We start from the raw sequence: 23,366 nt of genomic DNA on the forward strand, positions 1-23,366 counted from the left end.
CTCCACAGGCAGGCCTGGAGATTTCGGGATCGGGGAGACGAGACGGCGGCACCGCCTCCCCCAAGCCACATCCCCGCAAGCGGCGCCCCTGCATCACTGCTCCGGGGGCGAAAACAGCATCTCGCCGACGATGTTGAGGCCATAGCCGCCCAGGCTGCCAATGGATCGGCCCGAAGGATTGCGCAGCAGGATCATGTCGTGAATGCCCAGGTCTGCCAGCACCTGCGCACCGAGGCCGTAACTGCGGCGATCCATCGGGTTGACATCCGGGCCCGCCGAAACGTGGGTCTTGGCCGGCGGCAAGAGCACCAGGATGACGCCGGCGCCATGTTCGGTGATCCGCCTGATCGCCTTCGGGATTAGCCCCTGGCGGGGGCCGGGCACCCCGAGCAGATCGTAGAAGGCGGACGCGACATGGACGCGCACCAGGGTTGCTCCCTCGGACAGCACTGCGCCTTTTTGCATGACATAGGCGCGCGTCCCGTCGATCTTGCTCTCGTACACCGCCATCGTCCAGCGGTCACCGAACTCGGAAACGAACTCGGACTGCGCGACGCGTTCGATGAGGCGATCGAACCGCATTCTGTGCGCAATCAAATCGCGGATCGTGCCGATCTTGAGATTGTGCTCGCGGGCGAAAGCGACGAGGTCCGGCCCGCGCGCCATCGTCCCATCCTCTTTCATGATCTCGCAGATCACGCCGGACGGATTGAGGCCCGCCAGGCGCGCCACGTCGACGGCCGCCTCGGTATGGCCGGCGCGCACCAGCACGCCGCCATCACGCGCGACGAGCGGAAACACGTGCCCGGGCGTGACAAGGGTTTCGGGGCCGCCCGCCGCGTTGATCGCAACGGCGATGGTCCTGGCACGGTCCGCGGCGGAAATGCCGGTCGTCACCCCTTCGCGCGCTTCGATCGAGACGGTGAACGCCGTCTCATGGGGCGACTTGTTCTCCTTGGTCATCATCGGCAGCTGGAGTTGCGATACCCTCTCGCGCGAAAGCGCAAGGCAGATGAGGCCCCGCCCGTGGGTCGCCATGAAATTGATGGCATCCGGCGTCGCCATCTGCGCCGGAATCACCAGATCACCTTCATTCTCGCGATCCTCATCGTCCATGAGGATGAACATGCGGCCGTTGCGCGCTTCGTTGATGATCGCTTCCGCGGACGACTTCGCCGCGTGGACTTCGCTTTCCGACATCCTGCCTCCTGGCCTGCGGGTCGACATGGCAGCGCCTGCAGCCTCCCCTCGAGCCTTGATATTTATCAAACAACTGATAGGTTGAAAACAGGAGAGAGAAATATGCGCGTCAGCCAGCTTTCACGGTCGTTGGGTGAAACGAACGTCATTTCCAGCGACGAGCATGAGAGCGATCCCGTCGTCAAATCGGCGGGACGCGTGCTCAAAATACTGGAACTGTTCGACATCCTTCGGCGCGAGGCGCCCGTTTCGGAAGTCTCCAGCCTGTTGCACATGCCGCAATCGAGCACCTCCATCTTGCTGCGCAGCATGGTGGTCCTCGGCTATCTCCAGTTCAATCCGGAAAGCCGGATGTTCAAGCCGACGACGCGAGTCGCACTGCTGGGGAGCTGGATCAACGGTCCGATGATCAGCGACGGCCGCCTCATGCAACTGATGGAGCGGATCAATGCACGCACCAGCATGTCGGTGGTGCTCGCTGCACGGAACCGGGTGTGGTCGGAATATATCCATGTGGTCCAGTCGCCCAACCCGGTACGCCTGTTCATGGTCAAGGGTTCCAGGCGTCCGCTGGTCCGCTCCGGGACGGGTCTGGCCCTGCTGGCCGGCCTCTCGGACCCCGAGATCAAGCGGATCGTCATCCGCACCAACGACGAGGCGGGTCGCAACGGTCAGCAGGTCGGCATCTCGACGCTGATGGAACAGGTTGTGCAGACGCGACAGAACGGCTGGGCCTTCACCTTCGACACGATCACGAAAGGCGGCGGGATGATCGCGATGCGCCTGCCGATGCTCGAAAATAACGAAGAACTGGTCCTCGGCCTGGCGGGGCGGACCCAGCAGCTCAAGGACAATCTCGAGGAGTATCTCACGGTGATGCGCGAGGAAATCGCACGCAAGCTCGCCTGAACGGCCGTCCTTTTCGCCTCCCCATCCCGTCACGATCGTGACACCGCGTGGTTCGCAGCCGCTGGCACCCATCCTTGTCTCGTCACCAGTCTCCCACCCCGCAGAAAAAGTCGAACGCAACGGAGACGCCATTTGCAGACGTTTCATCCCCAACCCATCGCCTGGCCGGACAATGCCGCGTCGATCCGTGCGCAGGTTCGATCGATCATCGCCGCCCATCCGCGGCACCCGGATCCCGCCAAACGCGCGAACAGCTGGGCCGTGGCCGATCCGGCGTTCAGCGCAAGGCTGGGCGCCGAAGGTCTGATCGGCATGACGTGGCCGAAGGAATATGGCGGCCATGCGCGGTCCAACCTCGAGCGCTACGTGGTTTTGGAGGAACTGCTGGCCGCAGGCGCACCGGTCGGCGCGCATTGGATTGCCGACCGGCAGACCGGTGGAATGCTGCTGCGCTACGGCCATGAAACGGAAAAGCGGCGCTGGCTCCCCGGCATGGCGCGCGGCGAAATCTTCGCCTGTATCGGCCTTTCGGAGCCGAACGCCGGCTCCGACCTCGCCTCGGTCCGGACCCAGGCGCGCAAGCGCGGCGACCGATGGATCATCGACGGGCAGAAGGTCTGGACGACCGGCGCGCATTTCTCGCACCTGATGATCGCGCTCGTGCGTACCGCGGAAGGCTCGCAGCGCAACGAAGGGCTGAGCCAATTCGTCATCCCGATGGATGCGCCGGGCGTGAGCATCAAGCCGATCATCGATCTCACCGGCGGCCATGATTTCAACGAGGTGTTTTTCGACGGCGTCGAGCTGCCCGAGACGGCATTGGCCGGGATCGAGGGCGAAGGCTGGAAGCAGGCGACGGCGGAACTGTCGCTGGAGCGATCGGGGCCCGAACGCTATCTCTCCTCCACCGCCCTGTTCCTCGAACTGCTGCGGCATGTGGGCGAGAGCCCGGACCCCGCCGTCCGGCAACTTGTCGGGCGCCTCGCCGCAGACATGTGGACGCTGCGCATGATGTCGGCAACGGTGGCCGCGAAGCTCGCCGATGGCGAGGATCCGGCGCTGGAAGCCACCATCGTCAAGGATCTCGGCAACAGCTTCGAGCAGGCCATGCCGGGCCTGGTCCAGGCGACGATCGATATCGATCCGGCGAGCACCACGGCCCTCACCCGGGTGCTGGAGCATCTGCTGCAGGTCGCCCCCTCCTTCTCGCTGCGCGGCGGCACGCGCGAGATTCTGAAAGGCATCATCGCGCGGGGACTGGGATTGAGATGAACGAACAGCAGAACATGTTGAGCGACATGGCCAATGGCGTGTTCGCCGAGCTTCGCGACACGCCCGCAGCCGAAGCATGGGCCAGGATCGAGGCGCTCGGCCTGCCATCGTTGCTGATCCGCGAGGCCGATGGCGGGTTCGGTGGAAGCTGGCAGGATGCGCTCGTCGTCTTTCGTCTCGCCGGCCACCACACGCTGTCTACGCCGCTTGTCGAAGCCATTCTGGCTGCCGGTGCGGGAACGCATCTCGGCTTTGTCGGCCGGGGAACGATCGCGTCGCGCAGCGAAGGACGCTTGGAGAACGGGCGATTTACCGGCACGCTGGCAGGTGTCGTGGCAGGGCCGGGCGCGGACTTCGTCGTCGCCCCGCTGGGAGACCGGTCGGTGGTCGTCGACCTCTCCCAGGCACGATTCGTGGAGGAGACGCACTTCTCGGGTGCCAGCCGCACGGTGATCGGCATCGACGGAGCACGCGCCGCGGCGAGCGAGCTACGCATCTTCGCCCTCGGTGCATTCGCGCGCTCCGCGCAGATTGCCGGTGCGCTCGATGCAGCGCTCGTGATGACGGTGCACTATGTCAACGAACGCTGGCAATTCGGCAAGACGCTGGCGAAGTTTCAGGCCGTCCAGCAAAATCTGGCGACGTTCGCATGCGAGGCGGCGGCCGCAAATTGTGCGGCGATGGGTGCGGCACAGGCGCTCGATCGCGGCGACGGCGCGTTCGAAGTTGCCGCCGCGAAGCTCCGCGCAAACCAGGCGGCGGGCATCGGCACCGCGATTGCGCACCAGGCGCATGGCGCCATCGGCTTCACGCACGAATTTGGCCTGCACCCGCTTACCCGCCGCTTGTGGTCGTGGCGTTCGGAATTCGGCGGCGACGCCTATTGGGCAAATCTGCTGGGGGCAGGCATCCTGGCGCGCGGCGCGGACCATTTCTGGGCCGATCTCGCGGCGCGTACCGACTGAGAACCCGTTTTGGAAATGCGCCGCAGCGCAATGAGCGGCACCGGCGTCCGGCCGGAACGTTCCGCCGGACGCCGAATGGCAGGCCCTGCCCGACTTTATGCCAGGCCGTGTTCCTTGCGGATTTCCACCTTGTTGATCTTGCCGCTTGCCAGCTTGGGAAGGTCAGCAACGAAGACGATCGACTTGGGGCATTTGTAGCCGGCGATCAGGGTCCGGCAATGCGCGATCAGTTCGGCCTCGGTCACGCTTGCCCCTTCGCGCAATTCGATCACCGCACGCACCGCTTCACCCCATTTTTCGTGCGGCACCCCGATGACGGCGGCGTTCGCCACCGCCGAATGCTGGTAGAGCGCCTCTTCCACCTCGCGCGAATAGATGTTCTCTCCGCCGGACGAGATCATGTCTTTCTTGCGGTCGACGAGATAGAGATAGCCGTCTTCGTCGAACTTTCCCACGTCGCCGGTGTGCAGCCATCCGTCGCGTAGCGCTTCGATCGTCGCGCTCGAATTGTTCCAATAGCCGCGCATCATGATCGGCCCCCGCAGCAGGATTTCGCCCGGTGCACCCACGGGGCAATCGACGCCCGCCTCGTCCACCGTGCGGATCTCGACGCCCGGGAACGGAATGCCGATCGACTGGAGCCTGCGCAGGTCGCGCTCGTCGCCGTCGGGGCGATGCGCCTCGATGGGCAACACCGTCCCCGATCCCTCGGTCTGCCCATACATCTGGAGGAACACCGGCCCGAGCAAGGCGAGGCCGCGCCGCAACAGCGCAACCGGCATCGCCGCCGCCGAATAGAGGATCATGCGCAGGCTGCTGAGATCGAACGCCTCGATCTTCGGATGATCGAGCAGCATCTGGATCATCGTCGGCGCCATGTGGGTGATGGTGATCTTTTCGTCCTGGATGGTCTGCAGGATCCGCTCCGGGTTGAAGTCGCGGTGCAGGAAGACGGTTCCCGCGCGCCAGCTCTGGCCGAGCGAGACGTCTTTCGCCCCCACATGGAACATCGGCATCATCAACAGCATCCGGTCCTCCGGACCGGCAGCCATGAGCGTGTTGTTGGTGTTGGCGACACTCACTTTGGTACCGTGCGTCAGCATCACGCCCTTGGGGCGACCGGTCGTACCGCTGGTGTAGATGATATAGCAGACATCGCTGGCGCGCGGTTGATAGGAAACCGCGGCATTCCCCGATTCCATCACATCGTCATAGCTTTCCGCCCATTCCGGCGCGGTGCCGATGCACACGAAATGCTCGACACTGGTGAGCGCGGGCCGCAGCCCATCGATCATGGATGTGAATTCTTCTTCGAACACCAGGATCTTCGGCGCGCTGTCGCGGACGATATACTCGACCTCCGGCGCCGCGAAGCGAAAGCTGACCGTAGCGGTGATGTACCCCCCCACCTCGCCCGCCGCATAGACTTCGCAGATCTCCAGCCGGTTGCGGCTCATGACGGCGACTCGCTCGTGCGGCAGCAGACCGCGCGCCGCCCAGGCAGAAGCAAGGCGCCGCGCGCGGGCGTGATATTCCGCATGAGTCAGCGTGTGCCCTTCAAAATTCCAGGCGACCCGATCCCCATAATGCCGGGCGTTTGCCTGCAAGATGCTCGAAAGCGTGAATGTCTCTACGTTATTCAAGTTTGCCTCCATCAGGGCACGGGAAGGTTGCACACCGCTTCGCCGGGACTCCGCGCAGGGAACATCCGCAGGCAGGCGCACGGTTCGAACTGGACGAGGAGCAGCGGCCCGGCCGCCGGGCGCTAGGCAGCGGCGGGCCGAGCCGGATCGATCGATGGTCCGAGCTCCCGCCCGCACAGATCCTCACGTTCAGCCCTCACCCAATGCAGCCAAAGCCGTGGCAATCAGCGCGCCTGAGCCGCTGCTTTCGTGACGGACACGTCGCGGGTTCCGCGCGATCCGTCCGCCGAAGCTGACAATAATTCTATCGGTCGTCAATTAGATTATTTGGCAGCCATGCAGGCGCGGCGCGCGCCGCCAGCGGCGCCCTTGACTCGAAAATTGCCATTCTTCATATCGGACGATAGATAGATTTTACGGCTAGCGGGAGAGTGTGATGAAGCCGTTCGTATTGAGTTGCGACTCGCATGTGGTCGAGCCGAAGGACCTTTGGGCCGAACGGCTCCCTGCGAGCCTGCGCGACAGGGCGTTCCGTTCGCGCAAGGACGAGAAGAACTTCTTCGTCGAAGCGAACGGCATGACGCTGCTGAAGATGCAGGTTGCCGACGGGGTTTCCGGCAACGAGAAGATCGGCAGGTACGAAATCGACCTCCGCATCAAGGACATGATCCGCGATGGCGTCGATGCCGAAGTCATCTATCCCACCACCGGTTTGCTTACGCCCCGGCTCAACGATCGCGACCTGGAGCTGGCATCCTGCGAGGTGTACAATGATTGGGTGCTGAAGCATTTCGAGGCACATCCCGATATCTTCGTTCCGGCGGCGATCCTGCCGGTTTGCTCGATCGAAGACGCGGTTGCCGAACTCAAGCGCTGCGTCTCCCTAGGCTATCGGACCGCGATGATCCCCGGTCGACTGCCCACAGAGGTGCCGAAATACAATTCGGATGCATGGGACGCGCTGTGGGAGGTGGCGGCTTCGGCGAAACTCCCGCTGATCCTGCATTCGGGAACCGGCGGCGAAACCACGATGGAGCGCGGTTTCGGTGCCGCCCTCATCAACTATATGCTTTCGGGGCGCGGCCCCATCGACTCCGTCGCCTATCTCGTCGCGAGCGGCGCGCTGGATCGCTTCCCGGATCTCACGGTGGCGACCATGGAATGTGGTTCGTCCTATCTCAATTATCTCGCGGAAATACTCGACGAGATCTATCCGGCGCACATTCATTACGTGCGCCCCAAGCTCAGCCGGAAGCCGAGCGAAATCATTGCCCAGCAGGTCAAGGCGGCATTCTCGCACGATCGGTCAGCCGTCGAGAACCGTCACGTGCTGGGCCACCAGACGCTGATGTTCGCCACGGACTATCCGCATCTGGAAGGTTCCTTCCCCTATTCTCGCGAAGTCATTGCGGAAAACTTCCGAGGCATCGCCATCAGCGAGCAGGAAAAGGCCGACATTCTCGGCCTGACGGCGGCCAAACTGTTCGGGATTGCCAACCCGAAGGTTCTGACGGACGCATGAGGCTCGGCGCGACGTGCGCATGGGAGGGGATCTCCCGTGCGGACGCCACGTCCAATAAATTGATACGGTTGCGAGAGGAGCAGCGCTGATGGCAGCGAGATCACTGGCCGGGATTCCGGGCAATACGGATATCATGATCGTGGGGTGCCTGCGCACGCCGCACCTGGTGACGGAATATCCCGTCAGCTACCGCGACGTCGACGCGGACGCGCGCTTCGGCGCGGCCATGTTCGGCAAGATGGGGGTGGTGCCCGGCTCGATGGTGATGTGCACCTCCGGCTCGTCCGAATATGCCCATTTCTGGCCCTACCAGCTTGCCGTCGAATCGCTCGAAGCGTGCGTGGCGATCGGCGAGAACTTCATCTTCGACGCCGGGCGTGCGGAGATGTTCATGCGCCGCTTCCCCATCAAGGTCGCCTTCGGCATCTCCGATGCGATCTTGGACGGCATGGCCGCGCTCAACCTCGACACGCGCAAGGCGTTCGCGCCGGCCGAGGTGATCTGCGCGCGCGACGGCGCCGCGGATCGCTTGGCGGCGCTCGGCTTCGCACCGTGGCGGATGGTCAGCCTGGGGATCGCGTTCGGGTTCGTTTCTCCCGAAGGCGAGACCTTCTACGATCGCGACGAATGGCTGATCGAGGAAGCCAATGGCGAGTTGCTGATCACTGCCTTGAAGAACCGGGCCAGCCCGGTCGTGCGCCTTCGCACGGGGGTGAAGGGATCGGTAAGCGCCAGCCACGATTTCACGCTCCACTAAGGCGTCGGCGCAAATGGCGGCGCGGCGGGAGCCAAGATGGTCCTTCTGGATGCGGCAATCGGGCCGCGTTGTCGGAGGAACCGCACCGCGCCGGCAGACCAATGAGTTTCGCGCACGATCGTCCGTCGGACTCCTCGGAGATACGCATGTCTGATGCAATTCACAGCCTGTCGCTCTACACCGTCCTGGAAGAGCATGTCCGCTCCTATCCCGGAAAGGTCGCCCTGTCCTGCGGCGATCAGCGCTACACCTTTGCCGAGACACTCGGCCGGGTCGATCGGTATATCGACGCGCTCGCGCGCGCTGGCGTCGGACGCGGCGATCGCGTCCTGTGGCTGGGGCAGAATTCGCACCGCATTCTGGAGACCCTCATCGCCGCCTCGCAGCTCGGGGCGATGCTGTGTCCGGCCAACTGGCGGCAGAGCAAGAGCGAACTGGCCGATCTGATCGACGACCTCGAGCCCTCCATCGTGCTCTGGCAGGAAGAGGAAGTCGGTGACGAGATCCGCGCCGCCCGTGCGCTGGCGCGCTACGCCGGCGGGTTATGGCTGCAGCATGATGGGCAGGGCGAAGACTCCTACGAGCATTTCGTCGCCTCCGGTTCCGAGGGCGGACAGGGCGAGCGCGAAGTCGATACGCGCGACACCGCACTCATCATCTACACGGCGGCGTTCGAAGGGCGCCCGAACGGCGCGATGCTCAGCCAGAACACGATCCTCCTCGAGAATCTCGTCTTGGCACCCACCCAGAAACTGTCGAACGAGACCGTCTTCCTGGCGGTGGGACCGCTGTTCCATCTGGGCACGCTGATGTTCTGCCTCACCGTGTTCCACATGGGCGGCACCAACGTCTTCGTCCGGCGCACGGATGCGCGCTCGATCGCGGAGGCGATCCACGCGGACCGCTGCACCCGCACCTGGCTGGTCAGCAAGACGATGGACGAGATCGTCGCCCTCAATCGCGATCGCACGCTCGATCTCAGCAGCCTGCGCTCCATCCCGTACACCGAAGAGTGGAACCGCATGGTCACCGTCGAACCGGCGGAGACGCATGTGCCGGGCTATGGCCAGACCGAAGTCATGGGGCTGGCGGTGCTGCCGCAATATGGCCGCCATGCGATCGGCATCTTCGGTCGCCCCGCGCCCTTCTGCCAGATGCGCATCGTCGATGCGGACGATAACGACGTCGCCCCCGGCGACGTCGGCGAGATCGTCTTCCGCGGGCCCACGGTGATGAACGGCTATTGGCGGCGCCCGGAGATCAATGCGCGTCGTCATCGCTCCGGCTGGCACCACACCAACGACCTCGGCAAGCGCGAGGCCGATGGCAGCCTGACCTTCATCGGCCCGAAGACGCAGATGATCAAATCGGGTGTGGAGAACATCTATCCCGCCGAAGTCGAGGCGTGCATTCGCCGGCACCCGGCGGTCGCCGACTGCGCGATCATCGGCATCCCGGACGAGCGCTGGATCCAGGCAGTCAAGGCGATCGTCGTGCTGAAGCCCGGTGCCGCGGCAAGCCCGAGCGAGATCATCGAACACTGCCGCCAGAATATCGCCTCCTACAAGAAGCCATCTTCGGTGGAATTCAGCGACTCCATCCCGCGGCTGGCCACCGGCGGCGCCGACTACAAGCAGCTCGACGCGCGGTACGGCGGGGGCAACTACCCCGGCGGCGGTACCCGCACGTCGTAGAATGACAGTTCAAGGCAACAGACAGAAAGCGCGCAAAGCCATGGATGAGGATCGCCTGTACTTCGACCCCGAGATTGAAACGATGCCGCGCGCTGAAATCGAGGCGCGGCAGTTTCCGGCACTCAAGGAAATCATCGAGATCGCCTATGAAAAGGCGGGTCTGGTGCGCCAGAAATGGGATGCGGCAGGTATCACGCCTGCCGACATCCAATCGCTGGCCGATTTCTCGCGCCTCGTGCCCTTCATCACCAAGGACGATATCCGCGCATATCGCGAGGCGACGGGCGATCCTTTCGGCGGCGTGCTGTGCGTCGATCGATCGGCCCTGCGCTCGATCACCGGCAGTTCCGGCACCACCGGCGATCCCACCATCCTGGCCCGGATGGACCTGCACGGCACGCAGATGGACTCGCGCTTCGATCGCGGCTTCTGGGATCTGGGAATCCGCCCGGGCGACTGGGGGGTGACGATGAACCCCACCATCCGCGGTTCCACGGTCGCGCCGTTCCTGCATTTCGGCATCACGCCGATCTGCCTCGACCATAATCCCTCCGAGATCGGCAGGCTGGTCGAGATCAGCCGCAAATACCGGCCGACGCTGCTGTCGGCGCTGTCGACCGTGCTCCTGATGGGCCTGGAGCAGTTCGAAATCGATACCGGTGTCGATCTCGCCGAAGCCTTTTCCTCCTACAAGGCGGTGATCTGGGGCGGCGAGCCGCTCGGGCCACGCGGCCGGATGTTGACCGAGCGCTGGAACCTGAAAATCTACGAAGTGCTGTCGCTCGGCGATGCCACCATCACGCTCCAGTCGGCCAATCAGTCCGGCGCCTATGCCTGGGAAGACGAAGTGTTCGTCGAGCATGTCGACCCCGTCACGGGCGAGCCGGTTCCCGATGGAAGCCTGGGCGAGCTGGTCGCAACGCCGCTGCAGAACCGGGTCGACCCGCTGATCCGCTTCAAGAGCGAAGATCTGGTGACGCTCACCCGCGCGCCTTGCCCTTCGGGCCGAACGCACGCGCGGTTCCAGATCAAGGGCCGTGCCGGCGACCAGATCGTCGTCAGCGGCAACACCCTGCTCCCGATCAGCATCTGGCCGACGATCGAATCGCAGCTCGAAACCAAGGCAGGGCTGTTCCAGATCGTTCGCCCGCCGCAGCCGGAAGATTTCCTACGCCTGCGCGTAGGCTATGCCGGCAAACCCGACCTGGAATCGCTCGAACGGCGGCTGAAGGCGGAAATCCGAAACCAGCTCGGCGTCGATTCCAAGCTCGAACTCGTGCCGAACGACGATCTGCTCAAGCTCGGCCCCCCGCACAAGATCCCGCGCATCATCAAGCTCCAGGTCTAGTCCGGCGGCAACGGGACATCGAAAGAGACGGCCGACGGCACCTGCACACGTCGTCGGCCGTGTTGCAGGCGGCGCCGTCCCCCGCGCCGAACAGCCAGGTCAGGAGATGAGAGGATGGCCGACGCTTTGATCGACGTGCGCATGGACGAGGCCGTTGCGGGCATCTTGATCGTCACGATCGACAATCCGCCGGCAAATCCGCTCACGCTCGACATGTTCCGCGCGCTGCGGGACCTTTTCGCGAGCGTACGCGACGACTTCCCGGCGGCGCGATGCGTGATCCTGACAGGGCGCGGCAGGATCTTCTGTGCGGGTGCGGACACACGCGAACTCGCCGCGCGCACCACCGAGATGCAATTGGCGCGTTCGGAAGTGTCGCGCGCCTGTTTCGATGCCATCCGGCGGTGCGCGCTCCCCGTCATCGGCGCGGTCAATGGCGGCGCCGTCGGTGCCGGCGTGGTGCTGGCCGCGAGCTGCGATATCGTGCTTGCGTCGGAAACCGCCCATTTCTCGCTTACCGAAGTGCTGATTGGGGCGCTGGGCGGAACGCGCCACACCGCGCGCCTGGTTCCCAGCAAACTGGTCCGCTTCATGGCGCTCACCGGGCAGCGGGTTTCCGCACAAACCCTCGAGCGCGTGGGCGGCATTCTGGCCGTCACGTCGCCGGATGCATTGATGCCGCGCGCACAGGAGATCGGAGCCCAGATCGCCACTCTCAGTCCGTACGGGGTTCAGCTGATGAAGGAATCGATCAACCTCACCGAGGAACTGCCGCTGTCCGAGGGCTATCGCATCGAACAGCTCTACACCACGCTGGCGTCGAACCTGCCCGACGCGCAGGAGGCTGCCGCAGCGACGCGCGAGAAGCGCAAGCCCAATTGGTCGGGACAGACGCTGTCGCTCAACCGCAAGAAATCGCCCGACGCCTGAGGGGCGCCGGGCGCAAGCGCGATCAACGTGCGCCTCGTCAGCGCACGATGTTCTTCGAATAGAAATGCCCGAGGTCGAGTTGGCCATAGATGCCGGGCTCGGCCGCGCAAACCGCCCCGATCGCGTTGATCGGGTGCAGGGCCGTGACCGAACAGCCATCATAGAGGTTAAGCGACATCTCGGTATGGAACGTCGGATCGCCGGCGATGGTGATTTGATATCCGCCTTCGCCGCCCGGCAATGGCTGTTCCCAGTCCGGGCCTGCCTTGGGGTTCAACCGCTCCACCTTCTTGTAGATGATCAGCGGCCTGCCCTTGTAGATGCCTTTCATCGTCCAGCGGACGGCCGCGGTGAGCCCGGCCTTGATCGTGCCGAACGCCGCCCGCGCATCCTCCTCCAGCGCGGCAGTCTCCCATTCGGAGGTGATTTCGTCCAGCTCGACACCGAGATAGTCGGCGATCGCCCGCAAGGTGCTTTCGTGCCAGCCACGCCCCGCATCGTCGGTGTACATCGGTGGCAGATAGTCGAGCGGCTGGTTGAAGCCATATTCGCGCAAGGAATCGACACCGCCATACTCGGTGATGTCAGCCAGTTCGACGAAGGTGATGCACTCGATCTTCCCAGCCCCGGACAGCAGCGAGAAAAGATGCCCGATCGACATATAGCCGGGATCGGTGCCGCCGCAGAAGATGGCCGACCGCCCCTTCTCGCAAGCCCGGCGAATGGGGTCGACGAACCGGCTCCGGCCGAACTGGGGGGCGTGGAGATCCATCAGCGAGGGGGTCACCACGTTGGTTCCCGCTTCCAGGAACGGAATCACGTCCGCCATGCATTCCTGTTCCCGTTTCGCCGAATTGCCCTGGTAGACAAGGCAATCCGCTTTGAGGGCGAGGAGCTCGGCGACATCGCCGGTGGCAATCACGCCGGTCTTCTCGCGCCCGGCGATGTCGCCGGCGTCGCGGCCGATCTTTTCCGGATGCCAGGCGTGCAGCCCGACCAGTTCATATTCCGGATGGCCGATGAGGCCGCGAAGCCCCGGCATTCCGATCGGTCCGGTGCCCCAGACGATGACACGCTTCTTACCCACTGTTTCTCTCTCCTAAGCGACTCTGCGGTCGGATGATCCTGATCCCCGAAGCGGGGGCGTTCGGCCGTCGCGCATCAGCGATGCTTACGGTCTTCCAGAATGAGATCGGCCGCGTGCCACGCAAAGGCCATGGCCGGGCCGTTGGTGTTGCCGGAAACCTGTGTCGGCATGGCAGAACAATCGATCACGCGCAGGCCCTCCACCCGACGGACCCGAAGCCGGTCGTCCAGAACCGCATGGTCGTCCGTGCCCATCCGGCAGGTGCCGGTGGCGTGAATGCCAGGCTCGGACGCGCGGCGGATATACTCCAGCATCTCGCTGTCGCTCGCAAAGTCGATCCCCGGAACCGTTTCGACGGCCTGGTAGCGTTGCAAGGCACGGGTCGATGCAAAGCGCCGCGCGAACTTCATCACGTCGATGGCCGGCTGGTGGTCGCGGGGATCGCCCAGCACATTGGCATCGATCACAGGTGCAGCGTCCGGATCGGGCGAGACGATTTCGATCGTGCCCGCGCTGTGCGGGCGCATGAAATAGCCGCCGATCATCATGCCATGCTCGCGTTCCAGCGCAGTTTCGGTGAACGACTTGCTGCCGTCCACGGAAAAAGCCCCCATGAAGAGCTGCCCGTCCGGCCGATCGAGCTCTGGCCGGGTGCGGAAGAAGGCGCCCGCCTCGAAAGCACAATCCGCCAGCGGGCCGGTGCCGAACAATTGCTGACGCACGACATTGGCGGCCAGACGCCAGCCGGAAAATTGCCGATTGAGGCTGTCACGGTTGACGCGCAGCTGGATTCCCGTCGTCCCGCGATGATCGCGCAGGTTGCGCCCGACCTCGCGGTGTTCGACGGCTACCTCCACCCCGGCCCGTCGCAACACCTCGCCGGGCCCGATGCCCGAACGCTGGAGCAGCAGCGGCGAATTGAGCACGCCGCCGCTCAGGATCACCTCGCGCGCCTGTACTATGGTCTCGCGCCCGTCCCGCCGTACGACCACGCCGGTCACCCGATTTCCCTCGAGGTGCAACCGGTCGACCGGACTGTCGGTGAAGATGCTCAGGTTGCGGCGCGTGCGGACCGGATCGAGAAAAGCGCTGGCCGCGCTGTTCCGCCGCCCCTTGTGGATCGTGCGGAAATAATAGCCGGCGCCTTCGTGATCGTCTCGATTCAGATCCTTGCGCCGACGCAGTCCCAGTTCACCGGCGGCGGCGATGAACGCCTCGGCGAGCGGCGCCTTGCCGCGATAGGCGGAGATGTCGAGCGGGCCGCCCGCGCCCCGCATGTCATCGGCGCCCAGCGCGTGGTTCTCCATCGCCCTGTACGCCGCGAGCATGTCGGCCCAGCTCCACGCCCTCAGGCCCATGGCGTTCCAGCCATCATAGTCCTGCGGCTGCCCGCGCACATAGACCATGCCGTTGACGGAGCTGGAGCCCCCGAGCGTACGCCCCCGAATCCAGGTTTCCACCCGGTTGCTGCCGCCGCCGACGTTCGCCTCGTATCGCCAGAGCAGGTCCGGCTGCGCATAGATCTTGAGGAAGGCGCGGGGCATGTGAATTGCCGGGTGCGAATCCTTCGGACCGGCTTCGAGGAGAGCCACCTGCGCGGCAGGATTTTCAGACAGCCTATGGGCAAGCACGCAGCCCGCAGATCCTGCGCCTACGATGACGTAATCGTATATCAAGCGGCCTCTCCAGCGCATGCTCTTTTTTGCGTGCGGCATGGTGGAGGCAAGCTACGATTTGAGTCAAGTTTTCTAATTGACGACCGGCAGATTTTTACCCATTGAATCGACAACCGACGGAGACCGAGGACGGGGCTGCACGCCCCGTCGGCAAGGCTCCGATCGAACAAAACCGAGGAGAGGGACGTGCGTCTGGAAGGCAAGGCCGCGATCGTGACCGGTGCCGCACGCGGCCTCGGCGCCAGCATCGCGGCGGATCTCGTCCGGGAAGGCGCCCGGGTCATGCTCTGCGACATTCTGGTCGAGCAGGGCCAGGCGGTTGCCCGGGAGATCGGCGAAGGCGCGGTCTTTCGCGCGCTCGACGTGACGAAAGCCGATCAATGGGCGGAGGCGGTGGCGGCAGCCGAGGCGCGCTTCGGCACGGTCGACATCCTCGTCAACAATGCGGCGATGATCGAGCAGGTCCCGTATGACGACGTGACCGAGGAACTGTTTCGCGCGATCTTCGAGGTCAATGCGCTGGGGACGTTCCTGGGCATGAAGGCGGTGGTCCCGGCGATGCGTCGCGCGGGTGCGGGATCGATCGTCAACATCTCGTCCACGGCGGGGATCCATTCCTCGGGCGGGCTTGCCTATACCGGTTCGAAGTTCGCCATCACCGGTCTCACCAAGACGGGTGCGCACATGCTGGGGCCGGAGCGGATCCGGATCAATTCGGTCCATCCCGGCTGGATGCGGACGCCCCAGACGGAGGCAGCCCCGCTCGACTGGGTGGCCAGCCTGCAACCGCTGCGCGCGGTGATGGAGACGCGCGAAGTCGCGAAACTGGTGTCCTTCCTGGCATCGGACGATGCTTCGATGATCACCGGCAGCGCTTATGTGATCGATGCCGGCGCGCTCCTCATGGGCGCGCGCGACATCGTCGATCGCATGCACGAGCATATGGCCTGACCGCGAACGCGGCTGGCCGTCGACCTACCCGATCAAGAGGGACACCAAGATGAACATAGACCTGACCGGCAAGACCGCACTTGTTACCGCATCGACCAGCGGGATCGGCCTCGCCATCGCCCGCGGCCTGGCCGGCGCGGGTGCCGCCGTCATCGTCAACGGCAGGCGTTCCGACGTCACCGACGGGGCGGTGCGCGAGTTGGGCGCACAATTTCCCGGCGCTTCGGTACGCGGCATTTCCGCGGACCTCGGAACGCGGGAAGGGGTCGACCAGTTGATCGCGTCCGTCGACTCGATCGATATCCTGGTCAACAATCTCGGCATCTACGAGATGGCAGATTTCTTCACCGTGCCCGACGAACAGTGGATGCGCTATTTCGAGACGAACGTCATGTCGGGCGTTCGGCTGGCACGCCACTATATGCCCGGCATGCTGCAGCGCGACTGGGGGCGCCTCATCTTCATTTCCAGCGAATCGGGCGTCACCGTCCCGGATAACCGCATCCATTACGGCGTGACCAAGGCGGCGATGTTGGCCGTCGCCCGGGGCCTTGCCGAAATCGCGCGCAATTCCGGCGTGACGTCGAACTCCATTCTGGTCGGCATCACGATGACCGAGCATGTGGAGCGCTCGATCGCCGAAGCAGCGGCAACGCAGGGGGTGACGACCGCGGAAGTTCACCGCCAGATCGCCACCCAATATCGCCCCTCGCAATTGCTCGGGCGGCTGGCGAGCTCGGAAGAAGTCGCCAACATGGTGGTCTACACCGCTTCCCAACAGGCTTCGGCAACCACCGGCGCGGCGCTGCGGGTAGAAGGCGGCGGCATTCCGACGATCTTCTGACGCTGGGGGCGGTTCACGCCGTCATGCGGTGGACCCCGATCGCCAGCGGCAAATCCATGAAGCTGCGAACGCCCGCGGGCGCCTCGCATACGCCGATGATCGAGTTGGCCAGATGGCCGCCGACGGCCCAGCCGGCGTCGGCCATCGGATTCCGGCCGAACGCACCGAGTTCGAGTTCCATCTTCATCGACGGTGCGCCATGGATTTCGACCTGATAACCCTCCCGCTGACCGGATCCGAAGCGGGGCCAATCCGGCGCAACCTGGTCATCGACGCGGGTGATGTGCTCCGCGACGATGCGGGTCCGCCCGTCTCGGATGCCCGAGGCGCGGATCCGCTCGGCCGCGATCGTTCCTGCCTCGATGCGGCCCGTCGCGATGTCGAACCCGGTCGAGGCCATGGCGAATTCGACGTCGATGTCGATCCTGTCGAGGTTCGTCTGGATGGCATCGGCGACCATCGCGACCGATCCGCCCAATGCGCGCGCAAAACTGCCCGACAAGGCGGACGGATCGAACCTCTCCGGCCGCTGTCCGAACCCGAGCAGGCCCATGATCATGTCGCGGTCGCCGTAATTTGCGTAGTTCATGATCTCGCGCACCGAAATCTGGTCGATCCGGGCGGAGATCTGCGTCAGCGCGAGCACCAGCCGATCCGGCATGAAACCGGGCGAGACGCCGGTGTAGAGAAAGCTTGCATTCCCCGCAGCACACGCCCCCTCCAGCCGCGCCATGGTCTCCGGTCCGAGGTACGGAGGGTAGACAAGCGAATTGGGGGCCGACGCCACGACGTTCTTGCCGCTCGCCAGAAGGGCGCACACAAGCGCAAACAGCGCACCGGAATGGCTATCCGCCTCCAGCACATCCCCTGCTGGCGAATCCCAGGGCAGGAATGCCACGCAATCCGCTTCCGTCGAAAGAAGCGAGTCGCGATCGCGTGTCGCCAAGACGCCGGTTTCGGGGAGGCGACAGAATGCACCGGCATCCCGCCCTTCATTTTGGGGGCTGTGGACGCCGAGACCGACAAGGTGGAGGCGAGGATGCGTAAGGATCGCGCGCAGCGCGAATTTTCCGGTCGCACCGGCACCGAACTGTATGACTTTGTAGGTCTTCATCGCCCACTCCCCTCTCCTGCCGCACGCGTCGCGTCGGCCGGACGGTAGCTATTCAAAAAATCAACCGGTCGGTAGACTGAAAATATCTTGTGGAGCTGTTGGGTGCGGATTACGATGCGGCGATGGCGGCCCGCAAAGGACCAGCCAAAGCCCAAAGGGTGCTGTTAGGCCCAAGCCCGAAGGGCGCCGTTAGGAGAGTGTGCATGAAGGCGGTCCGCGTCCATCAGCCAGGCCAATATTCCATCGACGAGGTGCCGATGCCCGTCGCTGGCCCCAAGGACGTTGTCGTCAAAATGCGGGCGTGCGGTATTTGCGGCAGCGACATCCATTTCGTGCAACGGGGCTCTTTGCGCCCCGATGGCAGTCCGATGCCACTGGGCCATGAAGCGACCGGAGTCGTCGAAAGCGTGGGCAGCGCGGTCACGAATATCCCGGTGGGATCCCGGGTGTTCATCAATCCGATGGCGACCAACGGCGCGATTATCGGCACCGGAGCCGACGAAGGCGCCTTCGCCAGCCACATCCTGATCCGCAACGCGGTCATGGGCGAGAGCATCCTCGCGGTTCCTGCCGATCTCAGCATGGAACGCGCAGCCCTTGCAGAGCCGCTCGCAGTCGGTCTTCACACCGTGAACCGCGGCAATCCGACGCCCGACAGCAAGGTTGCCGTGTTCGGCTGTGGGCCGATCGGTCTCGCCGCGATCATCTGGCTGGTGCGTCGGGGCGTGCGCCACATCGTGGCGATCGACGTTGCGGAGGAACGGCTCGAACACGCGCGCCGCATGGGCGTGCATGCCACCGTCAATCCATCGAAAGAGGACTTGGCACAGCGGCTCCGCGAAGAGCATGGCGCAGGCGCACCGGTGATGGGCCAACCCACCGTCGGCACCGATATCTTCTATGATCTCGCTGCCGGCAAGGGACTGATCGATCAGATCACCGCCATGGCGAAGTTCCGTTCGCGGCTGGTGATCGGCGCCATCTACATCCAGCCGGTGGAAGTGAATTTTCGCGGGCTGATCATGCGTGAAATGGAGATCACCACCGCGGGCGTTTACCAGCAGGAGCTGCGCGACGCCCTGAACGAGCTGCCGGCGTTCGATCCCGCCGTTCTCGATGCCTATGTCACCAGCACCTTTCCTTTTGACGATTTCGACACGGCGTTCGCCGTCGCGAAGCAAGTGACGAGCGCCAAGGTAATGCTGACCTTCGCCTGAAGCGTTTTCCCTGCTCGCTGGAGCGCAGATCATGGGTGAGAGCCTCCAGCCGTTGCAGGCGCGGCTGCGCGCGAACCGTGCCGAGATTCCCGCCACGGTGGAGGAGATGCTGCGTGCCTTCTCGGTTGTATCGAGCTCTCGAACGGCGCTTGAGGACATAGAGATCGCCCAATCGGCACCTTGCATTCGGCTACGGCCTGCACCACTGCCTCGGCGCGCCGCTTGCCCGGCGCGAATTGCGGATAGCGATGCACAGCTGGTTCGACCTCGTTCCTTCGTTCCACCAGAGGGGCGATCCGAGCGCCGGTTTGCCGTGCTGGGTGGGGAATATGCTCTCGGTGGAAGCGCTGAACCTCGCCGGGTGATGACGCGAACGTGCGACCACACAGCCTCAAGGAGAAACGCGTGAGCCTGCCAGATCGACACCATGCGGCAGCGGTCCATATTCCTGCGCTGCACCATATCGTCGATGGTGCTGCCCTATGGGGTCGATCCCAGGGCGTTCACCGACACATCAATCCATCGACGGGGGAGGTGCAAGCCGATATTCCGCTGGCAGGCGCCGACGAAGTGGATGCCGCCGTTGCCGCCGCGAAGCGGGCATTTGCAGGCTGGCGCGCGAAGCCGCCGCTTGAGCGGCGCCAGATACTGGAACGCCTCGCGACACTCCTCGGCGACCATGCCGACGAGTTGGCCGTGCTTTCCAGCCTCGAGTTCGGCGGTGCGGTTTCCTTCACCCGCCACATCAGTTTGATTTCCCAGAAGTTCACCAGCTATTATGCCGGGTGGGCCGACAAGCTGGAAGGACAGATCGCGTCACTGGACGAGGCCGGCTTCGTCTACAGCATTCCCGAGCCGCTTGGCGTGATCGCAGTCATCGTGACCTGGAACGGCCCTATCATCTCGTTGGGAATGAAGGTGATCCCGGCGCTGGCAGCCGGCAACACGGTCGTTCTCAAACCAGCCGAAATCGCCCCCTTCACCGCGCAGAAGTTCCTGGCGCTGGCGACAAGGGCGGGTGTCCCTGCCGGCGTGATCAATCTTGTCCATGGCGGTGCGGCCGCGGGAACGGCGCTGACCGGCCATCCAGATGTCGCCAAGATCACCTTCACGGGAGGCGCCGCGACGGCGCAACGCATCCTCGAAGGCGCAGCCCGCAACCTTACGCCGTCGGTACTCGAACTCGGCGGCAAGTCCGCGAACCTCATCTTCGCCGATGCCGATCTCGACGCGGCGTGCCGCCATACCAGCCTGGCAGGGCTGGCGAATGCCGGCCAAGGCTGTGCGCTTCCCACCCGCGTGCTGATCGAACGATCGATCTACAAGGACTTTCTCGAGCGGCTGACAGCCACGGTATCGGCCATGCCGGTGGGCGATCCGTTGCTGGAAGACACCGTGGTTGGCCCTGTGATCAGCGAGGCGTCGAGCCAGCGCATCCTGAACATCGTGTCGGAAGCCGCGGCATCCGGCAGCGGCCGCGTGACGACGGGCGGCGAGCGCCTGGGCGGCGAACTGGGCGACGGCTGGTTCGTCGCGCCAACGGTGCTGGCCGATGTCGATCCCAACAGCGCCGTCGCGCAGAAGGAAATCTTCGGCCCGGTCATCTCGGTCATGTGTTTCGACGACGAAAGCGAGGCGGTCGCGCTTGCCAATAGCACCCGCTACGGATTGTCGGCCTATGTCCAGACGACGGACGAGCGGCGGATCCGACGACTGGTTCGCCAGTTGCGGTGCGGCACTGTCGGCGTCAACGGCGGCGATCCGCTGACCTACAACGCACCCTTTGGCGGGATAGGCCTTAGTGGATATGGCAAGGAAGGCGGCCGGGCAGGCATCGACGAGTTCCTTCATCTCAAGACCGTGCTGGTCCGCTGACGGTTGTGCGATGTCCCCGTCCCTCCCTCCGTGGGGAGGCGGGGATGGGCCGTCCGCAAAGGCCATGCTGCGTCAGATCGATCCGCCGCCGAACGGTACGTCGGATATCGCGCCCGCCAAGCCGCCATCGATCAGCACGTCGGTGCCGGTAATGAAGGACGCACGATCGGAAGCGAGGAACGCCACGACCTCGGATATTTCGTCCAATCTCCCCTCCCGCTTCAAGGGCGCCATCGCGGCGAGACGGCGCTTCGCCGCATTCGTCTCCCATTCGCGCGCACCCATCGGAGTTGCGATCAGGCCAGGTGAAACGGACAGGATCCGCGCCTGGCGCTCGGCCCAACGCGCTGCCTCGCGGCGGCAGAGCATCAGCACGCCGAACTTGGACAATTGATACGCCAGGTCCGACGTCGCTGCGTCCTCGCCGAGTTCCGCCCGCAACCGCTCGCTGATGTCCTGTGTCGCATGTTCGCGAAGCACCGCTGCGACCGGTGGCGGAACCGCGACCAGATGCGCCCCCAAAGACGCGATCACGATTGCCGCAGCCCCGGGCTGCGCGAACGGCAGCAGTGCCTGCGCCACTCTTGCCGGGCCCAGAAGGTTGACGCGCATGATCGCGTCGAACGCGGCCATGGACGGCGACATACCGGCGACATGGGCGAGAACGCGAAAGCCCCCGCGCTCCCCAACCATGGCAGCCAGGGCATATACCGACTCGGCACTGGTCACATCGCAACAGGCTGCGGTGGCGGTCCGGCCTTCGCTGCGCAGCGCTGCGGCCCGCTGCTCCGCACGCGCCGCGTCGATATCGGCCAGGAGCACGGCATGGTCACGCGACAAGGTCGCCGCGATCGCCGCTCCCATCCCGCCCGCACCGATCACCACGGCCAGCGATTGTTTGGTCAAAGGCCTCTCCCGCTCCTTCCGCGCACGCGCAATTTGCCCATGCCGTGCCCTGCATGGTCCCGCCAACGTGCAGCCCAAATAGGCCTTGCCATATCAATCAAACGGTCGCTAGGTTGAAACATCAGAGGAGAAGCGACCGGCAACCGGCGCAGGGCCCGCCAACGGGTTCCGTTACTCCTCCCGCACCTTCGCGTCGGCCATAGGGCATCGGTCGCGAAGCAGGAGAGCGATGAGGCGACGGCGGATGAGACAAGCCTATATCTACGACACGGTGCGCACGCCGCGTGGTCGGGGCCGCAAAGAAGGGTCCCTGCACGAAATCACATCCGTGTCCCTCGCCGCGCAGGTGCTGGAAGCGATCCGGGACCGCAACGCACTCGACACCAGCGTGGTCGACGACGCGGTCTTTGGCTGCGTCGATGCGGTGGGCGAGCAAGGCGGCGTGATCACGCGAACCGCGCTCCTTCGGGCTCGATATGATCATCGCGTACCGGGGATGCAGCTCAACCGCTTTTGCGCCTCGGGCCTGGAAGCCTGCAATGTAGGTGCAGGCAAGCTGATGTCCGGCGAAGCGGACATGGTGATCGCCGGCGGCGTTGCGAGCATGAGCCGGGTTCCGATGGGCTCCGAAGGCAGCGCGATCGGGACCGACCCTATCTCGCTGCTCGAGAACTATGTGCTGCCCCAAGGAGTCGCAGCCGACCTTCTCGCCACGCTGGACGGATATGGCCGCCACGATGTCGACGCTTATGCTGCAGAGAGCCAGCGGCGCGCGGCCCGTGCCTGGTCAGAAGGACGCTTCGCCAGGTCGATCGTGCCCGTCAAGGACCAGCTGGGGATGCTACGCCTCGATCGCGACGAACATATTCGCGCCGAGACGACGACCGAGTCCCTGTCGGCACTGCAGCCGTCCTTCGCACAAATGGGCGAAATGCTGTTCGATGCAACCGCGCGCCAGCGGTACCCGCAAGTCGAAAAGATTGCGCATGTGCATCATGCCGGCAATTCGGCGGGCATCGTCGATGGCGCAGCGGCGGTATTGATGGGCACGCACGAGGCGGGTGCCCGCGCCGGACTGAAAGCGCGCGGCGTGGTGCGCGCGGCAGCTTCGATAGGATCGGATCCGTCCATCATGTTGAGCGGGCCCGTGCCGGTCGTGGAGAAGCTGCTCAAGGCCCAGGGGATGACGGTGAACGACATCGACATCTTCGAACTGAACGAGGCGTTTGCCGCCGTCGTCCTCCGCATGATGACGGCGCTCGCCGTCCCCCACGACCGGATGAACGTGAACGGCGGTGCGATCGCGATGGGCCACCCCCTCGGCGCGACGGGCGCGATGCTGGTGGGCACCGCGCTCGATGAACTCGAACGCGCCGACAAGGAGCTCGCCGTGGTCGCACTTTGTGTCGGCGGTGGCATGGGCACTGCCGCCCTCATCCAGCGCGTCTGATCGCTA

At 64.5% G+C, this 23,366-nt stretch carries 20 protein-coding genes; 14 read left to right on the forward strand and 6 right to left on the reverse strand.

All coding sequences use genetic code 11. The features are described 5' to 3' along the window. Positions 1-93: 93 nt before the first annotated feature. Positions 94-1,200 carry a 3,4-dihydroxy-2-butanone-4-phosphate synthase gene (ribB, locus tag A7X12_RS06055; protein WP_157105505.1) on the reverse strand — a complete coding sequence of 369 codons (1,107 nt, stop codon included), beginning with the start codon at positions 1,198-1,200 and terminating at the stop codon, positions 94-96. Between the two features lie 102 nt (positions 1,201-1,302). On the opposite strand from ribB, the gene A7X12_RS06060 reads away from it, so the two are divergent. The 3 genes from A7X12_RS06060 to A7X12_RS06070 all read left to right on the forward strand — a co-directional run bounded on the left by A7X12_RS06060 (position 1,303) and on the right by A7X12_RS06070 (position 4,346). After that, positions 1,303-2,109 carry an IclR family transcriptional regulator gene (locus A7X12_RS06060; protein ID WP_084445133.1) on the forward strand — a complete coding sequence of 269 codons (807 nt, stop codon included), beginning with the start codon at positions 1,303-1,305 and terminating at the stop codon, positions 2,107-2,109. A 132-nt stretch (positions 2,110-2,241) separates the two neighbouring features. Next, the gene (locus tag A7X12_RS06065) at positions 2,242-3,381 is read left to right on the forward strand and encodes an acyl-CoA dehydrogenase family protein (protein ID WP_064310761.1); all 1,140 of its coding nucleotides are present in this window, start codon (positions 2,242-2,244) and stop codon (positions 3,379-3,381) included. Beyond that, complete coding sequence (locus tag A7X12_RS06070) at positions 3,378-4,346, forward strand: acyl-CoA dehydrogenase family protein (RefSeq protein ID WP_064310762.1); 969 nt, start codon at positions 3,378-3,380, stop codon at positions 4,344-4,346. The genes A7X12_RS06065 and A7X12_RS06070 overlap by 4 nt, the downstream gene beginning before the upstream one ends. 95 nt (positions 4,347-4,441) lie before the next feature. Here the strand turns inward: A7X12_RS06070 and A7X12_RS06075 are convergent, their stop codons facing one another. After that, positions 4,442-5,989 (reverse strand): class I adenylate-forming enzyme family protein, encoded by a 1,548-nt coding sequence (locus A7X12_RS06075; protein WP_198161915.1) that lies wholly within the window; start codon positions 5,987-5,989, stop codon positions 4,442-4,444. Positions 5,990-6,566: 577 nt separating this feature from the next. Between A7X12_RS06075 and A7X12_RS06080 the strand changes: the two genes are divergently transcribed. From A7X12_RS06080 to A7X12_RS06100, 5 genes are all read left to right on the forward strand, one after another. After that, positions 6,567-7,511, forward strand: coding sequence for an amidohydrolase family protein (locus A7X12_RS06080; protein WP_232318379.1), 945 nt, complete (start codon positions 6,567-6,569; stop codon positions 7,509-7,511). 88 nt (positions 7,512-7,599) lie between these two features. Further along, positions 7,600-8,268: a hypothetical protein gene (locus A7X12_RS06085; RefSeq protein WP_157105506.1), complete on the forward strand. Its 669-nt coding sequence runs from the start codon at positions 7,600-7,602 to the stop codon at positions 8,266-8,268. Positions 8,269-8,414: 146 nt separating this feature from the next. Beyond that, a complete protein-coding gene (locus A7X12_RS06090; protein WP_064310766.1) occupies positions 8,415-9,962 on the forward strand; it encodes an AMP-binding protein in 1,548 nt (515 codons plus the stop codon). Between the two features lie 40 nt (positions 9,963-10,002). Beyond that, positions 10,003-11,310, forward strand: coding sequence for a phenylacetate--CoA ligase family protein (locus tag A7X12_RS06095; RefSeq protein ID WP_064310767.1), 1,308 nt, complete (start codon positions 10,003-10,005; stop codon positions 11,308-11,310). Positions 11,311-11,424: 114 nt separating this feature from the next. Further along, the gene (locus A7X12_RS06100; protein ID WP_064310768.1) at positions 11,425-12,240 is read left to right on the forward strand and encodes an enoyl-CoA hydratase-related protein; all 816 of its coding nucleotides are present in this window, start codon (positions 11,425-11,427) and stop codon (positions 12,238-12,240) included. A gap of 37 nt (positions 12,241-12,277) precedes the next feature. Here A7X12_RS06100 and A7X12_RS06105 read toward each other — a convergent pair whose 3' ends face one another. Both A7X12_RS06105 and A7X12_RS06110 read right to left on the reverse strand, forming a co-directional pair. Next, positions 12,278-13,327, reverse strand: a complete 1,050-nt coding sequence (locus A7X12_RS06105) for an NAD(P)H-dependent amine dehydrogenase family protein (RefSeq protein ID WP_064310769.1) — start codon at positions 13,325-13,327, stop codon at positions 12,278-12,280. Between the two features lie 74 nt (positions 13,328-13,401). Then, positions 13,402-15,042, reverse strand: a complete 1,641-nt coding sequence (locus tag A7X12_RS06110; RefSeq protein ID WP_332308519.1) for a GMC family oxidoreductase — start codon at positions 15,040-15,042, stop codon at positions 13,402-13,404. A gap of 147 nt (positions 15,043-15,189) precedes the next feature. Between A7X12_RS06110 and A7X12_RS06115 the strand changes: the two genes are divergently transcribed. Beyond that, the gene (locus tag A7X12_RS06115; RefSeq protein ID WP_064310771.1) at positions 15,190-15,954 is read left to right on the forward strand and encodes an SDR family NAD(P)-dependent oxidoreductase; all 765 of its coding nucleotides are present in this window, start codon (positions 15,190-15,192) and stop codon (positions 15,952-15,954) included. A 49-nt stretch (positions 15,955-16,003) separates the two neighbouring features. Continuing rightward, positions 16,004-16,798, forward strand: coding sequence for an SDR family NAD(P)-dependent oxidoreductase (locus A7X12_RS06120; RefSeq protein WP_064310772.1), 795 nt, complete (start codon positions 16,004-16,006; stop codon positions 16,796-16,798). A gap of 13 nt (positions 16,799-16,811) precedes the next feature. On the opposite strand, the gene A7X12_RS06125 is transcribed toward A7X12_RS06120, so the two are convergent. Continuing rightward, complete coding sequence (locus tag A7X12_RS06125) at positions 16,812-17,912, reverse strand: NAD(P)H-dependent amine dehydrogenase family protein (protein ID WP_064310773.1); 1,101 nt, start codon at positions 17,910-17,912, stop codon at positions 16,812-16,814. An 89-nt stretch (positions 17,913-18,001) separates the two neighbouring features. Between A7X12_RS06125 and A7X12_RS06130 the strand changes: the two genes are divergently transcribed. From A7X12_RS06130 to A7X12_RS06135, 3 genes are all read left to right on the forward strand, one after another. Further along, entirely contained in the window at positions 18,002-19,129 is a 1,128-nt protein-coding gene (locus tag A7X12_RS06130; RefSeq protein WP_084445135.1) for a zinc-dependent alcohol dehydrogenase, read from the forward strand. A 197-nt stretch (positions 19,130-19,326) separates the two neighbouring features. Next, positions 19,327-19,494, forward strand: a complete 168-nt coding sequence (locus A7X12_RS26685) for a hypothetical protein (RefSeq protein ID WP_443029292.1) — start codon at positions 19,327-19,329, stop codon at positions 19,492-19,494. 40 nt (positions 19,495-19,534) lie between these two features. Further along, the gene (locus A7X12_RS06135) at positions 19,535-21,004 is read left to right on the forward strand and encodes an aldehyde dehydrogenase family protein (protein ID WP_064310775.1); all 1,470 of its coding nucleotides are present in this window, start codon (positions 19,535-19,537) and stop codon (positions 21,002-21,004) included. A gap of 72 nt (positions 21,005-21,076) precedes the next feature. On the opposite strand, the gene A7X12_RS06140 is transcribed toward A7X12_RS06135, so the two are convergent. Beyond that, positions 21,077-21,910 (reverse strand): SDR family oxidoreductase, encoded by an 834-nt coding sequence (locus tag A7X12_RS06140; protein WP_084445137.1) that lies wholly within the window; start codon positions 21,908-21,910, stop codon positions 21,077-21,079. A 244-nt stretch (positions 21,911-22,154) separates the two neighbouring features. Here A7X12_RS06140 and A7X12_RS06145 point away from each other — a divergent pair, with 244 nt between their 5' ends. Then, positions 22,155-23,360: an acetyl-CoA C-acetyltransferase gene (locus A7X12_RS06145; RefSeq protein WP_064310776.1), complete on the forward strand. Its 1,206-nt coding sequence runs from the start codon at positions 22,155-22,157 to the stop codon at positions 23,358-23,360. Positions 23,361-23,366: the final 6 nt, after the last annotated feature.

Origin of the sequence: Sphingomonas sp. TDK1 (assembly GCF_001650735.1) — a bacterium.
In the GTDB taxonomy this organism is placed as follows: Bacteria; Pseudomonadota; Alphaproteobacteria; order Sphingomonadales; family Sphingomonadaceae; genus Sphingomonas.

Coding starts and splice junctions, on each gene's coding strand:
- ribB (WP_157105505.1), bottom strand. CDS start 1,200: ATGTCGGAAAGCGAAGTCCACGCGGCGAAGTCGTCCGCGGAAGCGATC.
- A7X12_RS06060 (WP_084445133.1), top strand. CDS start 1,303: ATGCGCGTCAGCCAGCTTTCACGGTCGTTGGGTGAAACGAACGTCATT.
- A7X12_RS06070 (WP_064310762.1), top strand. CDS start 3,378: ATGAACGAACAGCAGAACATGTTGAGCGACATGGCCAATGGCGTGTTC.
- A7X12_RS06080 (WP_232318379.1), top strand. CDS start 6,567: ATGACGCTGCTGAAGATGCAGGTTGCCGACGGGGTTTCCGGCAACGAG.
- A7X12_RS06085 (WP_157105506.1), top strand. CDS start 7,600: ATGGCAGCGAGATCACTGGCCGGGATTCCGGGCAATACGGATATCATG.
- A7X12_RS06090 (WP_064310766.1), top strand. CDS start 8,415: ATGTCTGATGCAATTCACAGCCTGTCGCTCTACACCGTCCTGGAAGAG.
- A7X12_RS06095 (WP_064310767.1), top strand. CDS start 10,003: ATGGATGAGGATCGCCTGTACTTCGACCCCGAGATTGAAACGATGCCG.
- A7X12_RS06100 (WP_064310768.1), top strand. CDS start 11,425: ATGGCCGACGCTTTGATCGACGTGCGCATGGACGAGGCCGTTGCGGGC.
- A7X12_RS06110 (WP_332308519.1), bottom strand. CDS start 15,042: ATGCCGCACGCAAAAAAGAGCATGCGCTGGAGAGGCCGCTTGATATAC.
- A7X12_RS06120 (WP_064310772.1), top strand. CDS start 16,004: ATGAACATAGACCTGACCGGCAAGACCGCACTTGTTACCGCATCGACC.
- A7X12_RS06125 (WP_064310773.1), bottom strand. CDS start 17,912: ATGAAGACCTACAAAGTCATACAGTTCGGTGCCGGTGCGACCGGAAAA.
- A7X12_RS06145 (WP_064310776.1), top strand. CDS start 22,155: ATGAGACAAGCCTATATCTACGACACGGTGCGCACGCCGCGTGGTCGG.